The sequence below is a fragment of the Bacillus cereus group sp. BfR-BA-01383 genome, assembly GCF_022663495.1.
GTDB classification, from domain to species: Bacteria; Bacillota; Bacilli; order Bacillales; family Bacillaceae_G; genus Bacillus_A; species Bacillus_A cereus_AU.
In genome coordinates, this window is the sequence record NZ_JAKUFP010000004.1 from 140,926 (window position 1) to 156,554 (window position 15,629).

Sequence of the window (15,629 nt, forward strand, 5' to 3'; positions counted from 1 at the left end):
GATTTTTCACTCTCATGTAATTTTGTTTTTATAGTTTCACCCGTACCCTTAGTAACCCCCGCACTCCCAGACGTTGCTTTCTTCACATCTCCAACCTTTTTTAAATCATGTAGTTTATCAACTACTTTTACACCCTTCCCATATGGGGACATCATCCCAACTGCTAGGAGTTTTTCACCATAGGTAGCTTCTCAGTCAAAGAGTGTGAAAAGATCACCAAAGAGAAAATCGAATCCGAACTTCGCCGCACCTATTATAAAAGGATCGAGTACTGGCCTTCTACCACCGACTGGCTGGCCAAAGATGTTATGCTCCATTTCATAATCATCGGTTTCAACTTGGAAATCCTTAATTATATTCCCTTTTATTGCACCATTTTTAATCTCTTCAAGATATTTTTGTGTCGCTTGTATCTCTTCTTTTGTAAATCTATTATTGATAGATATATTTTCGCTGCTTATTCCTTCAATGTCGTTATACACATTGTGCTCTAAGTCTACGCTCGTTCCAATACCATAGTCAGATTTCCGTATTTTCTCTCCTATAATTATTTGAATTTGCTTTGCCCATTCCATATTTAACTTTTCACTATGCAACTTCCCACTTACAGGACTAAATCCTTTCCCGCTTTGCACTTCAGCGAGTCCGGCTGTGATGCTAGCTGCTAATTGGAGGGCGATGCTGTAGTTGTTGCTGGACGAATGATTGAATTCATTAAACAAGCTACTTAATTTACAGAACCATTCGTAAACACAAAAATAGTGGCAGTTGGATTCTCCAAACTACCACTATTTTCAATCTCTTAATTCATTAAATTACGTATAATTTAGTTTTTCAGCGTTACTCATGATGCACAATGTTTTAATTTGCTTGTTATAGAACTTCCTCTACATCGACACTCTCTATCTTCACTTCATACATATTTGGGATATTTACTTCTTTTGGTACCCATGCATAATAAATTTGATCATTTTCTAAAATAAATTGAACTAACTTTGTTTCTGAAACATTCCAGAAATTTTTAAGATTATCAATGTAGTCCTCTAAATCTTCTTTATAGTCCAATTGTAATATGTAATCTCTTACCGTCAGGGCAAACACAATTAAACTTCCTAATAGATTTTTTTGCTCGTTTTCTTCTTCATACTCTTGTGGTAAAAACCATACTTGACCTATTCCTATCGTTTTTTTGTATTTTTCATAAAAACTACTATCATTCATATTCTCATAATCATGTATTAATTCATTGACCAATGAATGCCATTTTGGAGGAATAATGTTTTCCAATGCAGGATTATTTTCAATTCCTTCTACTATATCCTCGATTTCTTCTGTCTCATCTTCATAGTGATATTCAATTAGGTCTATATGCTTAAATTTCATTTCATTTTTATAATGTGCCAAATCATATGGATAATGGTTATTATCTTTTAAACTTGTATCATCAAGTTCGAGTATCTTTACTAGTGCAGCTGTCTCAAAGCTCCAGTACCCTACATATCCAGGTTCTTTATGCGCATTTTTCCATTCATAATCATAATGGCCTTTAAACCATTCTTTCTCCATATACGTTTGTAATCTTTTAGACGCTTCTTTTTTATCTGTTTGTGCAAGTTCTATAAATTCTCTCGTTTTTGCATATGGATTTTCTTTAAAATAAACATTCGTCATTTTTGTGTATCCGATATCACTAGCGCATAAGAGGAAATCGATTACTGCATCATTCACATTTTTTTTATCAACTATCTTTTTTAATCTTTCTATATTCTTTTTATCCGTTTCTAACAAAATTCCTAAAGAAATTATCCAAAGCATATATATATAACCCACTTTGCTAGTCCCTGTATGCTCTAAATCATCCATTGCATTATAAAAATATACTTCCATTGTGCTAATGTCTTCTCCTAAAGAATACATTGCTCTAATGTCGTTCATCTCATGTATAAAATTCCTTAAATATCTTCCTTCTATAATACTTATATTATCTTTAGGCTTTCTTTGTATACCATTCTTTTCATCTTCTTCTAAACTTCTAATCTCCTCTCTATTATCTTCAATAAACTTTTTATGGAATTCTATTCCTTTTTTACATTTTTCTTCTATGCACAATTGATCTCTCATTCTATTTAATTCCTCCTAGCTTCTAAATTATGGCCATTCTCCAATGTTGTTTCCTTCTTCATCTAACCTATATGTTTTTACGCTTCCACTACTATCGACTTTTGATAATACTCTTTCAACTTCACTATCTTCCAATGCATTCGCAATCTTTTCTGCTAATACTTCATCTCCATCAACAGCTTTCAATATTCTACTTTTTCCAGTTTCAGAACCGTTCAACCAATCATTTGACATTTGTCGTCCATCTTTAGTTTTTCCTAATTGTGAACTACCAAACTTTGCTTCATCAATAACATATTTAATATTTGAATTTGGATTTGCATTTTCGTATAATCCATCAATCCCTTTTACTATTTTATCATTTATGCTTGATGGTGTACTTTTGCCGACTGGTTTCAAATCAAATCCAGCATCTTTTAAACTTTGATTATTCAATAAATTGTCACTAGATTTTATTTCACCATAATTACCTTTTTGCTTATTTGTAGCTGTTTTCGCATCAAAATTATCTACATTTGTATTTTTGCTACTGCTAGGTTTACCATTACCACCACCTTTAGACTTCGCAAACTTATAATAAGCTTCTATTAATTCGCCTTGAGGTATTTTGGTTACAATAGTTCCACCAACACTAGAGAATGCATAGGAAGCCTCTCTCTTAAATGATTGTAACATTTCAAGCGTAGGCTTCAATTCTTTTGCTAGTTTTACTGCATTAACAAATGTACTTACTCCACTTGATGCTTTTGCTCCTTTTGCGATATGGCCTACTTTATTTAGTGCCTTATCACCTAATATTGTGGTAGCTATTTGTGTTAATCCATAGGTAGTCAATTCTGTACGACTCTCTGCATCTCCCTCTATCATATCTCGTTTTATTTTATTTGAAAATGCATGCCACATATTTTTTGCAGTTTCATCTAAATGGAAAAGTGCATAGGTTACATTAATAAAAGTTCCTATATCCATATTACTTAAAGCTTCTGCGGACTCGATTTCATCTCCAATAGCTTTCCCCGAGCCTCTTTGAACAGCTTCCCACATCTTTTTCACTGTTTCAAACGTGCCAACTATACTGTCTGCTGCATTGTCCCAAGCATTTCTAACCGGAGATTTCTCCTCAATTATATTGTTTGTTTCTATATCCTTAATTGACTGATCGGTTTTTCGGGCTGTTTCTTCTATAATCCCCTGAATAGAACTCACCCAATCCATATTCAAACCTTGTGTACTAAACGTACCACTCACAGGACTAAACCCTTTCCCGCTTTGCACTTCAGCGAGTCCGGCTGTGATGCTAGCGGCTAATTGGAGGGCGGTGCTGTAATTGTTGCTGGACGAATGATTGAATTCATATAGACGCTCTAGTTTTTCTTCCAATTTTCTCCTCATCGCAACTAAGACCGCAACAATTGCGTCTACTCCAGGCATCGGTGTAAGTACTTCTATTGCTTCTATACTTGCAATCGATTGATTGATTTCCTGTATTTGTTGTCTTATTTCATGTTCGATCACATCTGTTGAAGCAACTTTTGCTTGGAACTCATTTGGGAATGCTTCGTTTTGGCGAATTAATTCTTCACATAAGCATATAATTCCTTGCGCTAATGGCCGAAATGTTTGGACAAGGTAGGCTTTTGCACTACTGTATGTTTGTCCTTGTAATACTGTATCTATCGCAAAGGCGTCAATAGATTGAATGGCTTGTTCCATACTTTGAATCGTAGCGTTACATATAGCGTTCATACTTTGAGTTTGACTTTGTACTTCTCCCAAATACATGTTTAAACTCATGTATTGACCTCCCTTTGTAGTTGCTGCTGTTCATAGGAAAGGTCGTTTTCTTTCTCGCTGAGATGCCGTTTTTCTTTAAGCAACGTCTCTTTTTCGTTTTCTAATTCGAATGTAAGTTTTCTTTCATACTGTCCAATCTCTTGCCGCATATTCGTAAATAGGTGAAATACTTCTTTGTCACCATGCCAAGTTTCTAGTATTCTGCTGAATAAACGATTACTTCGATTTTTCCATTCATGAAAACTAGCCTCAGCTCGTTCTTGATTTTGCAGCGCAATTCGGTTTTCATTTTGTTCTTCAAATATACTTCGTAATTTTTGATTACATTGATTTATTCTCGTTTCAATTTCTTGACTCATCTTTTCTCCCTACCTTTTCCCCTTTACGTAGGCTGTTACATTATTGAAAAGTCTTTTGAAGTCCGGTATCCATTTTCTCAAATTCATTTGCTACGGAATGGATATTATCAATCATCTGTTGAAAAGCAGCGCAAAATTGTTTCGTGATGTGTAAATTTTGCTGATTTGCTTCTTGTGCTTTGAAGTTCACAGATAGTGTAGTACGCGTTGCCTTATTTATAGAGCGACTAGTAGCACTTTGCATTCTATCTGAAGCATTTCTCATTTTCGTTGCAAGTTGCGTTGCCCTATGCAAATTACTTTGAAATTCTCCCATCACTTACTCCCCTCTACCTTTTATTTACAAAAATTATACCACGGGAAAATATTCCAATAAACCGAATGTTCGAATTTAGCATACAATTCACCACTGTCATTGAAGATACGAGCAAGTCTTCTATTTCAACATAACTGTATCGAAAGTAAATTCTACTTATATAAAAAAAGATGACCTCAGCCATACGCTAAAGTCATCTTTTTCTATCTTATTATTTTACTAACTCTCCATTATAAACTTTTATATTAAGCGGAGCAGTTAAAAATTGTTGTGCTTTACTAACGAAAGATGTGAAGTGTTCACTCGTATTATGACTCGCAACTGCTGCTTCATCTTTCCATACTTCTACCATTGTATAAACACTTTCTTTTTCTGTGTCCTTATATAAGTCATAAGAGATATTTCCACTTTCTTCTCTTGAACCATGAAGAAGTGGCTGAATTTCTTCTAAAAATGATTGTTGTTTTGCTGGATCTACTTGAAATATTGCGTGAATAATAATCATGGTGTTTCTCCTCTCATATTCCACTTATTTCTTTTAAAATTACTTCCACTCAGCAACTTTTTCAACTGGAAGACGTACTGATTGATAACCACTGTCAGCAGCTTTTCCGATTGAAATTAACATAACTGGTACGTAACGTTCTTTATCTAATCCGAATGCTTCTGCGATTTGGTCTTTTTCAAATCCGCCAATTGGGCAAGTGTCATAGCCGTGAGCACGAGCTGCTAGCATAAATTGCATCGCTACAAGACCACCGTCAATTAAAACAGTATCTTTCATTACTTCTGGTGTAACCATTGAGAAGTAACCTGAAAGTTTGTTCATTTGATCTTCTTTTACTTCAGCTGGCATTAAACCACGCTCTACTGATGTACCGTAAATTTCTTCTGCGTTATCAAAGTTGTTTAAATCACCAAATAAAGCGATCATTGCTGAAGACGTTTCTACTTGTGATTGATTGAATTTCGCAAGTGGCGCAAGTGTTGCTTTTGCTTCGTCACTTTCAATTACTAAAAATCTCCATGGTTGCATGTTTACTGAAGATGGTGCAAGTGTTGCTTCTGTAAGAATTTCTGTCATTTCATCTTTGCTAATTTTCACTGAAGAATCGTATTTACGAATTGAACGGCGTCCTGTTAAAATTTCGTTAAAATCATTTGTTTTTACTGAGTTAGTCATAGTTGTATTCTCCCTTTTTTATAATTCTTTTATATTTTCTTGAATGTGATTTAGCATATTTAAAAGATTATCGCGTTCTTCCTCACTTAATCCTTTAAATGCAGATGCTGCAAAACGTTCTTTTTCCTCTTGAAACGCTTGAATTTTATTTCGTCCCTCTTCAGTAAGAGAAACTAACGTAATTCTGTTATCATCTGGATTTTTACGTCTTACAATCATTTCATTTGCCTCAAGCTGCTTTAAATGCCTCGTAATCGCAGCATTATCAATATTCACTTCTTGCTGAAGTGCTTTTTGACTAATTTCACCTACTTCATATAACTGAAGTATAAGCTCTAATCGAGACTGACTCATACCCGTACACCCTTCAAACTTCGAACTTACTTCTTTATTTAGAAAGTGTAATTTATATAAAATAATCGCTTCTTTTGAGCATGAACTTGTCAAATTAACCCTCCTTCACAATCAAAATAAAAACATTTGATGTATCAATAGTTGATATGTCAATTAATATAATCTATATCGATTTAGAATGCAAGCATTTTGTTTTCATTTTATTTTTTCCAAATTAAGGCGCTTTGTAGCGTTACAAAAAATGTAAATTACATTATAATAGTAACAATTCAAATGACTGGAGAGTGATTGTAATGCGGCAATACACAAATAGAAATGAGGAAATGAAAATGGAAAATGAAATGAGGATTTCAATATATGACAACAATAAATATAGGGATTGTTGCGCACGTAGACGCTGGCAAGACGAGTTTGACTGAGCGTATTCTATATGAAACGAATGTAATTAAAGAAGTTGGCCGAGTTGATAGCGGAAGCACGCAAACGGACTCAATGGAATTAGAAAGACAGCGCGGAATTACGATTAAAGCATCTGTCGTTTCTTTTTTTATTGATGATATAAAAGTAAATGTCATTGATACACCTGGACACGCTGATTTTATCGCTGAAGTGGAGCGATCATTCCGCGTTTTAGACGGTGCGATTTTAGTTATTTCTGCCGTTGAAGGTGTGCAAGCACAAACAAAAATTTTAATGCGAACATTACAGAAACTAAACATACCAACTATTTTATTTATTAATAAAATTGATCGTAGTGGCGCAAATAGTGAAAAAGTTATGAAACAAATAAAAGAGATGCTTTCAAATGAAGTATTCCCCTTCTACTCTGTCCATAACGAAGGAACAAAGGCAGCTCGTATTATTGAATATAAATCATATGACGACTGTATTGAACGATTAGCGCCATATAACGAATCATTGCTTGCATCCTATGTAAATAACGAAATCGTACCGGATGCATTATTAAGAAAAGAGCTAGAACAACAAATACAGCAAGCAAATGTGTATTCAATCTTTTTCGGATCAGCAATGACAGGCATGGGCGTACCTGAACTACTTGAAAATATTTCAGCCTTATTTCCAGCTAATAATTCGTCTCAAGATGAAGAATTGTCCGGTGTAGTTTTTAAAATTGAACGTGAACATTCTGGAGAAAAGATTGCTTATGTAAGAGTTTTTTCAGGTAGTTTACACGTTAGAAAATATGTTGATATACAGCGAAATGGGTCTCTATCGCATAAGGAAAAGATTAAAAAAATGTGCATGTTTCATAATGGAGATGCCGTTCAAACTTCTACCGTTCATAGCGGTGATTTTTGTAAAGTGTGGGGACTGAGTGATATTAAAATTGGTGATATTATTGGTGAACTGACTGATTATATAAAAGATATTCACTTTGCCGAACCACAAATGGAAGCTGCTATTTCAGCATTACCAAAAGAACGAATTCATGATTTACACGCTGCACTTATGGAGCTATGTGAAGAAGATCCGCTCATTAAAGTGTGGAAAGATGACGTTCATAATGAACTATACATTCGCCTTTTCGGTGAAGTACAAAAAGAAGTCATTGAAACTACACTTTATGAGAAATATAATTTGCAGGTTACTTTTTCAAATACACGAGTTGTATGTATTGAGAAACCAATTGGCGTAGGTAATAGCATGGAAGTAATGGGTGAAAAAGCGAATCCATTTTACGCAACAATTGGTTTTAAAATTGAACGTGGCGAATTTAACTCTGGCATAACGTATAAATTAGGTGTTGAGCTTGGTTCATTGCCTTTAGCATTTCATAAAGCAATTGAAGATACAGTATTTCAAACGTTAAAACAAGGTTTGTATGGATGGGAAGTTACGGACATTTCCGTCACACTTACACATACCGGTTATGCTAGTCCTGTTACAACAGCGAGTGACTTTAGAAACTTAACACCGCTCGTTTTAATGGATGCTTTAAAGCAAGCTGAAACATATGTGTATGAACCAGTAAACGAATTTGAATTAACTGTACCGGAGCAGGCAATTAGTACCGCGATGTATAAGCTTGCTGCTATTCCAGCAACTTTTGCAGAGCCTATATTAAATAATGATTCTTATCAATTAACAGGTTCATTACCTGTTGCGAAAACAGAGAATTTTAAACGCATGCTCCATTCATTTACTGAAGGAGAAGGTATATTTACAACGACGCCAGCTGGTTTCATAAAACTGAAACCTCCCTTCCCTACTCGAAAACGTGTTGATTATAATCCGTTGAACCGGAAAGATTATTTGCTTCATGTGTTGAAGGCTTATTAAAGTAAAAGAGGTGCAATTCGCACCTCTTTTACTTTAATAAGTTAGTTTTCCCTAACAATTTCTTTAAGTTTTTCTATTATTTTCGCTATAGCCTCAATTGAATTTTCTGTTTCATATTCTCCAACATTTACAGAATGATTAGCGTTTTTGACAACTTCAATCTGTAAATTCGTTTTATGTAACTGATCAATTTGATCTGCATTGTATTGATGATCTTTATCTCCAATTACTAAAAGCCCTTCGTGACGACTATGTAAGATTGAATCAAAAATCGTATCAAACGTCAGTAACGGTGTCATTAATATCATTTTTGACTGTAAAAACTCTTCTCTCTTCATCAAATCATTCGCAATTGGAATTGTTCCGAGTGATTTCCCTAAACACAAAGTCTCGTTGTATTGCTCATCTTTTAATACTTCTTTCATTATAGGATGAATATCCTCCATCATCACTTTCGTTACTTCTTCCATTGGCTTATTCATTAATTGTCCATCATAGGAATAATGAATATGTACAACATCAATTTTATGTTCTAACATTAACATCGTTGCATAATAAAATAACGGTTTATCGTAATTGTATCCTGAACCTGAGAACATAAAGCAAACCGTACTAGAACCTTTTTCGATATGTGTATAATGCATTACTTTGTCATTTATATGTACCTCTTTTTTAGTTCCCTTCACCGTTTTCCCCTCCGAATACATTTAATCTTGTAAGACGATATGTTCTGTATGAGCTGCTATATCCTTTACTTTCTCTTTGATAAACGCGGGCTGTAAGTTATATGCCTCTAGCTCTTCTACCGGCACCCACTTAAATAAATACGTTCTTCCCTCTTCTTCCAAAATATATTGATCTGCTCCATTTGCAGGTAACTCATGTAAATCTACTTCGTAATAAAAACTAATCTCATGAAACTTTCGCTCAGAAAGTGTGAAGAAATTTTCTACTGACCATATTAATCTCTTCCCTTTAATAGGAACACCTAATTCTTCTGCAAGCTCTCGTTTTAACGCGTCTTCACTATTTTCTAGCATTTTCACTCGTCCGCCCGGTACGTACCAATAATCTTCACCGTCACCTTGCAGAATGAGTATTTTATTATCGTGTTTACAAATTGCTCCGACTCGGTAATTAAAACATGTTTCCTCAACTTTAAACGTAAGATCCACAACGAACCCCTCCTATGTATCATTACAAAACTATTATGTATGTGCTGTACAAATAAGATTACTAAATTTTTCTATTTCGTTCAATGAGTTTTGAACTTTCCAATAATTACACTTAACTTTCATCATTACAAGTGTATATACATATGTTACAATCACATTGCACACTAGAAAAACATGATGGGGGTACGAATGGAAACGTTATTAATCCAGCAAACTGAGAAATCAAATAAGTTTTGGAAAATCGTTGTGAAAGAAAAAGACTACGTTGTGTTTTATGGAAAAATCGGCACAGCTGGGAGTGTAAAAGCGAAAGAGTTTGAAACAGAAGAAGAATGTATGAAAGAAGCTAACAAATTAGTTGCTTCCAAACGTAAAAAAGGATATACAGACCCATGTCTTGGGGAAGATTACATAAAAGAAAAAACGATAACAGAAGAAGCATTTTGGGAACTACTCGTTCGTGCAAAAACGAAAGGCGAAGATCAAGAAGAACAAATAGAATGGCTTACTTCTCACCTCGCTAAACGTACAGTACATGAAATTGTAGCTTTTGATACGCATATGCATCGCATATTAAAAGCTTCCTATACTTCTCGTTTATGGGCAGCAGCCTATATTATTTTAGGCGGTTGTTCGGATGATTGTTTTGATTACTTCCGTGGATGGTTATTATATCAAGGAAAAGAAACTTACGAAGCGTGTATTGAAGATCCAGAACGGGTAATTCCTGTATTAGAAAATTTAAGTGAGTATGATGTACCAAATATTGAAGAACTTTCTTTATACTTCGGTTACACTGTATATGCAGAAAAAACCGGGGATGAAGATGATACTTACTTTACACTTTATCACGTACTAACTAATGAAAGAACTTATAATGACGACATTGAATTCGATTGGGATGAAGATGACGAAGAAGGATTGAAAAAAATGTTTCCTAAGCTGTGGGAAATGTACGGGGAAGAACCGATTGAATGGTAGATGAATATTAGGACTCTGTTTAGCAAATAGACAGAGTCCTTTTTCATTGGGCTCTTATTTAAACTCTCTTTATTTCATGCCACTTTTCTAACAGCACCTTTTCTCTTTCCTTTGAAATACCTGCTTTTAATTCCCTATTTTCCATTTCCTTCATCCACCCATACACGTCTGTAACTGTATCTTCTAAACTTCTAAAAGTAAGCCCTTCTTTAACAGCACTCTCGACACTAATAGAAAATCCACCTGCCCACGGCTTCGTTTCACCTTCTAATGAAAAAGTTTCGGGAAGCCATAAAGGCATCTCTGTCCATGGCTGCACTTTATGTTCATTCATAAATAATTCATCTATCCAAACAAATTCAGCATCACTATTCGTAATCTTTTTACACGTATTTAATAGCTCTTCCATCGTTAATTCATAATTCGGACCTGTTATATTGAATGTGCCTGCTTTATTATTTTCTGCCATGTCTAGTCCAAAGCTTGCGACATCTTTTATATCAACGAACTGCACTGGGCGGTCTTTCCTTCCTGGTACTAACACTTTTCCACCCTTTGCTACACGCTGAACCCAGTATGGAAGCCGATCTGTATAATCAAACATTCCCGAAAGCAGTCCTGCTCTGACATGTAAAACACGACCTGGCCAATACTTCTCTGCTTCTTTTTCACATAATACTTTCAGCGCACCATAATGCTCATAAGGAGATATTTCACCATTCTCTACAGCCTTTATTTGCTCACCCGTTGGTTCAGGTTGTAATATATAGCCTTCTTTTATGTGAAGTGGAATCCAGTCTTTATATACGGAAAGACTGGAGATGAATATATAATGCTTTACATTATCTTTTAATACTTCTCCAACGTTTCTAATGTGATGCGGAGAAAATCCGCACGTGTCTACGACAACATCCCATTTTCGATTTTCTAAACTTGATACATCGTCATTTCTGTCGCCGATTAACTGCTCCACTTCAGGAAAAATTTCTTTATTCGTTCCGCGATTAAATAATGTAACTTCATGACCTCTGTTCAAAGCCTCTTCTACAAAAGCTCTTCCTAAAAAACGTGTACCACCTAGTATTAGAATTTTCATGGTTCTCCCCCATTCGTGATTAAAAATCCTCTCTTTTGTTTAACGATTTTTTGTGGTGAAAAGTTACGCGTGATTTGCTTTTTTACTACAATTTTAATTCTATAAGCAAAAAAGAAACCATTTTGAAAAATTAATCAATACGGTTTCTTAAATAAATAGTACTTATTTTTATATGTATTATACGGACAATGCCCCTGCCAAATTGACAGGAGCATTGCTTTTTCAAAACTTATTTACTTTTATATACTTGAATTAAAATTAATATGAAGTCCAGCCGCCGTCTACAGAAATCACTTGTCCGTTTACGAAACTAGCTTCGTCAGAGCCTAAGAAGATAGCCAGTTGTGCAACTTCTTCTGGTTGTCCAGCACGTGGATTAATTGCCATACCTAATGCTTGACGGCTCGCACCAAATTCGCTCACATTCGTCATTGTAGAAGCAATGTTTGTTATGACTGCTCCAGGGGCGATACCGTTACAACGGATGTTGTTGTTCGCATACATAAAGGCCGTGTTTTTTGTTAGGCCAACGACTGCATGTTTAGATGCTGTGTAAACAGCACCAGCACGTGCACCGTATAATCCACCTGCAGAAATATTATTGACGATCGTACCGTGTCCTTGTTCCAAGAATAGATTCACTGCAATACGCATTGTTTTCATTACAGATACTGTATTCACAGAGAAAACCTTTTCCCAGCGTTCGTCTGAAACTTCACCAACAGGCTCCATTCCATCCATGATACCTGCATTATTAACAAGAATATCTAATTTCCCGTAAGCTTGTTTTGTTTCATCGAAAAGGCGTTGAATATCTTCATCAGAGGTAACGTTTGTTTGAACAGCAATGGCCTCTGCACCTGTAGCTTTAATTCCTTGTACTACATGTTGAGCCCCTTCTAAGTTTAAGTCTGATACAACGACTTTTGCTCCTTCTTTTGCATAACCTTCTGCAATTGCTTTCCCCATGCCTGACGCAGCACCAGTGACAATTGCTACTTTACCTTTTAATCTCATCTGAAACGTCCCCCTTTGTCTTTTATTGCACAGTTGTTCAATAAAAATTATAATAATATAAAAGAGCGCTTACAATGAGCAAAAAAGTGATAAATGTTCAATAATTAACACATCGCAAGAAATGTGTTCAATCAGAGGTGAAAAAAATGATGCATACAGATATGCGTATTGTGAAAACAAAAGAGGCGTTACATAACGCATTGTTAGAATTATTAAACGAAAAAACTTTAGAAGTCATCTCCATCTCGGAAATTTGCAGAAAAGCAAAAATAAATCGTGGAACATTTTACTTGCATTATAAACAAGTAGAAGATTTATTTGAGGAGTATTTTAAAGAAATTACAGCAGATTTGTCACGTTCTTATCAAGAACCTTATCGCTACGTATCAGTATTGAAAACTAGTAAATTAGATCCTTCTACAATTCGGATTTTTCATCATATCGAAAAATATAAATCATTCTACAGAATTGTTTTTTCCAAAAAGGTTCCTTTAATGTACTATTATTTATTTTTTGAGGAAATAAAGCATTTGTTACTTCAAGATAAAGAGGCTTTGCTTAAAGAAGGCGTGAACCATTCACTTTATTGTTCCTACCAAGCGAATGCGATTATTGGCATCATTATTGAATGGTATCAAAATGATTTTTCTTATAGTACAAGTTATTTAAATGATCAACTTGTTCAATTTTTAAATATGGGAGTAGACGGTTAATGTGAACTACTCGCCACTTAGCAAAGCTTGAAGTGGGAGCTTCCCAGTTCCACGACGAAAGTAACCTTTCGTCTCCCTGAGCGTTGGACGCTCTTTTGGTACGGTTGATATTTTACGCAGGAACCGAGTGGCTTGGTTTTGGCATTCTATTTTCTTCCTGCAACCTTCTATATCAAGTTATCAAAGAACTTCATATAGAAGGTTGCAGGAAGGAGAATTCTTTCGGTAAATCCGTTAAAATCTCGGATATTCGATTAACAACTTATATATACTTAGGTAGGTAGGTGAAAAATATTAATAGAAACATAGTTTATCATTCTACATTATGTATTTATTGTCTCACATCGCTTGTATATATTATCTTACTGAACATAGAAAATGGTCGTAACTATTTAGGGTTTACGATGGTTGTTCCGCTTTTAGCTGTTATTTTATATCAGAAATTATATAAGAAACAAAAAATAGTTCATACATTTGGAATTTCACGTCCCAAAATAAAAACACTTCTTTTCTCCATATTATTTCCACTACTTCTAGGACAATGTCTCCATTTTTATTTTTATATTTATGATATAAAGTTCTTATATAATCATTGGAATGAATTAGGATTTCTCTTACTTGTTGGTCTTACAGTTGGATCTTTTTCTGCATTATTAGAGGAAATCATATGGCGTGGAAATTTTCATTACCATTTACGAAAAAAATATTCATTAACGCAAACAGCAATCATTACTGCATCACTTTGGTCTTTATGGCATTTACCAGTAGCAATCTTTTATAAAAACTATGAGTTATGGTTTGTAGGAATTTTTAGCTATCTCTCTTTATTATTTATATTATCTATAATTTTGACCTATACGAGAGAGTATAGCCGTTCTGTAATAACACCTGCAATTTTACATGGTATGTTTAATGTATTTTATTTAACAGATGGAGTGGCAACCAAGTGCAATATTAGCATAATGGAATTAACTAAATTTATCTTGCTGGCAATTGTGTTTGGCATGATATACCTTATACATCGAAAAGTTAAAGAATAATTTACAATAACAGAAAAAGGTGTTTCAGCTTGCAATTGAATGTACCTTAATTAACTCATCAGTACTTCAACACCTTGCAATTATTCAATAATCGTATAGGTGTTGAAGTTTTATCATCTTAGTTGAGCAACTTTGTTCTCACAACACGGATTTCTATAATGGAGAGCAAAACAAGTATAACTAAACCTTTTATTCTCATTTTCATAAAAATACACATCTTAATCTTTTAAATAAGGAAGGATGCATTCTTTAATTAACTCCCATCTATCCTTAGCTTCCGGTATAACTTCAGACGCGATCACCACGACCAACTCCCTCTCCGGTACACAGCAAATCATGTTCCCACCATCGCCCATGGCACAGTATGAAAAGATTCCATCCTCTTCTCGTAACCACCATAAATAACCATATTGATTTTGGTTCATTTCTGTCGATTCTTTTATCCATGATTGTGATAGAATTTGTTTTCCATTATGAGTACCTTCGTTTAAATACAAACGTCCAAACTTCACCATATCTTTAACCGTTAACGTAAGTCCCCAGCCACCCGTTGAAATACCGTTTGGATCGTGAACCCATCCTTTCACGTCTTTTCCGAATAAGTCATCGAATCCAAATGCTTTCATATTGTAGTTTGGAATTTCTCTCATACTGAGTTGCTGAAATAAGTGTCCATTCGCAAATTCACGCGCACTTTTTCCTGTTACACTCGTAATAATTGCTGATAGTAAATGTGCGCCTGCGGATGAATATTTAAAAGATCCGATTTCTCCGCCGTTCCCCATTCTATTAAGTGTATACTGCACCCAGTCTTGTTGTGTACATAGTTCTTCTAACGGTTCCTGCCAATCTGCATAAGGATATGGAGCTGTCATTGTTAGAAGGTGGCGTACTGTTATTTCAGATGAATTAACGTTATCTTTAGGGAAAAATTCTATTACTTTTTGATCAACGCTTTTTATATAGCCTTTATCTATACATATTCCAATTAGCGCAGAGATTATTGTTTTTGTGACAGACGCTACATGAAACGCATCATCTGAACCGTAACCGTTATAATATTTTTCAAAAATAACATTACCTTTCTGCATTACTAACATACCATTAATATTTTTGTATTCTTCTTTTATAATGTAATCTAACTTTTCAGCAGTTTTCATTGTTCTTCCCCCTTAATCT

The 15,629-nt window shown here is 34.7% G+C and carries 16 protein-coding genes and 1 pseudogene; 4 read left to right on the forward strand and 13 right to left on the reverse strand.

The features are described from left to right. Positions 1 to 32: 32 nt before the first annotated feature. From MR065_RS27695 to MR065_RS06235, 8 genes and pseudogenes are all read right to left on the reverse strand, one after another. Positions 33 to 734: pseudogene (locus MR065_RS27695) on the reverse strand (T7SS effector LXG polymorphic toxin); the annotation flags it as partial. A gap of 139 nt (positions 735 to 873) precedes the next feature. Continuing rightward, the gene (locus tag MR065_RS06205; protein ID WP_242212896.1) at positions 874 to 2,121 is read right to left on the reverse strand and encodes a PoNi-like cognate immunity protein; all 1,248 of its coding nucleotides are present in this window, start codon (positions 2,119 to 2,121) and stop codon (positions 874 to 876) included. A gap of 27 nt (positions 2,122 to 2,148) precedes the next feature. Then, a complete protein-coding gene (locus tag MR065_RS06210; protein WP_242212897.1) occupies positions 2,149 to 3,915 on the reverse strand; it encodes a T7SS effector LXG polymorphic toxin in 1,767 nt (588 codons plus the stop codon). Further along, entirely contained in the window at positions 3,912 to 4,274 is a 363-nt protein-coding gene (locus tag MR065_RS06215) for a DUF3958 family protein (RefSeq protein WP_242212898.1), read from the reverse strand. The genes MR065_RS06210 and MR065_RS06215 overlap by 4 nt, the downstream gene beginning before the upstream one ends. Before the next feature lie 40 nt (positions 4,275 to 4,314). Continuing rightward, a complete protein-coding gene (locus MR065_RS06220; RefSeq protein WP_242212899.1) occupies positions 4,315 to 4,590 on the reverse strand; it encodes a TIGR04197 family type VII secretion effector in 276 nt (91 codons plus the stop codon). A 211-nt stretch (positions 4,591 to 4,801) separates the two neighbouring features. Next, positions 4,802 to 5,095 carry a putative quinol monooxygenase gene (locus MR065_RS06225; protein WP_242212900.1) on the reverse strand — a complete coding sequence of 98 codons (294 nt, stop codon included), beginning with the start codon at positions 5,093 to 5,095 and terminating at the stop codon, positions 4,802 to 4,804. 39 nt (positions 5,096 to 5,134) lie between these two features. After that, positions 5,135 to 5,773, reverse strand: a complete 639-nt coding sequence (locus MR065_RS06230; RefSeq protein WP_242212901.1) for a nitroreductase family protein — start codon at positions 5,771 to 5,773, stop codon at positions 5,135 to 5,137. Between the two features lie 18 nt (positions 5,774 to 5,791). Next, a complete protein-coding gene (locus MR065_RS06235; protein WP_000204172.1) occupies positions 5,792 to 6,220 on the reverse strand; it encodes a MarR family winged helix-turn-helix transcriptional regulator in 429 nt (142 codons plus the stop codon). 264 nt (positions 6,221 to 6,484) lie between these two features. Between MR065_RS06235 and MR065_RS06240 the strand changes: the two genes are divergently transcribed. Continuing rightward, a complete protein-coding gene (locus MR065_RS06240; protein WP_242212902.1) occupies positions 6,485 to 8,428 on the forward strand; it encodes an elongation factor G in 1,944 nt (647 codons plus the stop codon). A 41-nt stretch (positions 8,429 to 8,469) separates the two neighbouring features. Here the strand turns inward: MR065_RS06240 and MR065_RS06245 are convergent, their stop codons facing one another. Continuing rightward, positions 8,470 to 9,135 carry an alpha/beta hydrolase gene (locus MR065_RS06245; protein WP_242212903.1) on the reverse strand — a complete coding sequence of 222 codons (666 nt, stop codon included), beginning with the start codon at positions 9,133 to 9,135 and terminating at the stop codon, positions 8,470 to 8,472. After that, a complete protein-coding gene (locus MR065_RS06250) occupies positions 9,136 to 9,603 on the reverse strand; it encodes an NUDIX hydrolase (RefSeq protein ID WP_242212904.1) in 468 nt (155 codons plus the stop codon). It lies immediately after the preceding gene. Between the two features lie 189 nt (positions 9,604 to 9,792). Here MR065_RS06250 and MR065_RS06255 point away from each other — a divergent pair, with 189 nt between their 5' ends. After that, positions 9,793 to 10,584, forward strand: coding sequence for a DUF4240 domain-containing protein (locus MR065_RS06255; protein ID WP_242212905.1), 792 nt, complete (start codon positions 9,793 to 9,795; stop codon positions 10,582 to 10,584). Positions 10,585 to 10,642: 58 nt separating this feature from the next. Here the strand turns inward: MR065_RS06255 and MR065_RS06260 are convergent, their stop codons facing one another. Together MR065_RS06260 and MR065_RS06265 are read right to left on the reverse strand one after the other, a co-directional pair. Further along, the gene (locus tag MR065_RS06260; protein ID WP_242212906.1) at positions 10,643 to 11,680 is read right to left on the reverse strand and encodes an SDR family oxidoreductase; all 1,038 of its coding nucleotides are present in this window, start codon (positions 11,678 to 11,680) and stop codon (positions 10,643 to 10,645) included. A 258-nt stretch (positions 11,681 to 11,938) separates the two neighbouring features. Next, entirely contained in the window at positions 11,939 to 12,697 is a 759-nt protein-coding gene (locus MR065_RS06265) for an SDR family oxidoreductase (RefSeq protein WP_242212907.1), read from the reverse strand. Between the two features lie 146 nt (positions 12,698 to 12,843). Between MR065_RS06265 and MR065_RS06270 the strand changes: the two genes are divergently transcribed. Together MR065_RS06270 and MR065_RS06275 are read left to right on the forward strand one after the other, a co-directional pair. Next, the gene (locus MR065_RS06270) at positions 12,844 to 13,410 is read left to right on the forward strand and encodes a TetR/AcrR family transcriptional regulator (protein ID WP_242212908.1); all 567 of its coding nucleotides are present in this window, start codon (positions 12,844 to 12,846) and stop codon (positions 13,408 to 13,410) included. A 284-nt stretch (positions 13,411 to 13,694) separates the two neighbouring features. After that, the gene (locus MR065_RS06275; protein ID WP_242212909.1) at positions 13,695 to 14,450 is read left to right on the forward strand and encodes a CPBP family intramembrane glutamic endopeptidase; all 756 of its coding nucleotides are present in this window, start codon (positions 13,695 to 13,697) and stop codon (positions 14,448 to 14,450) included. Between the two features lie 218 nt (positions 14,451 to 14,668). Here the strand turns inward: MR065_RS06275 and MR065_RS06280 are convergent, their stop codons facing one another. After that, entirely contained in the window at positions 14,669 to 15,610 is a 942-nt protein-coding gene (locus MR065_RS06280) for a serine hydrolase domain-containing protein (RefSeq protein WP_242212910.1), read from the reverse strand. Positions 15,611 to 15,629 lie beyond the last annotated feature (19 nt).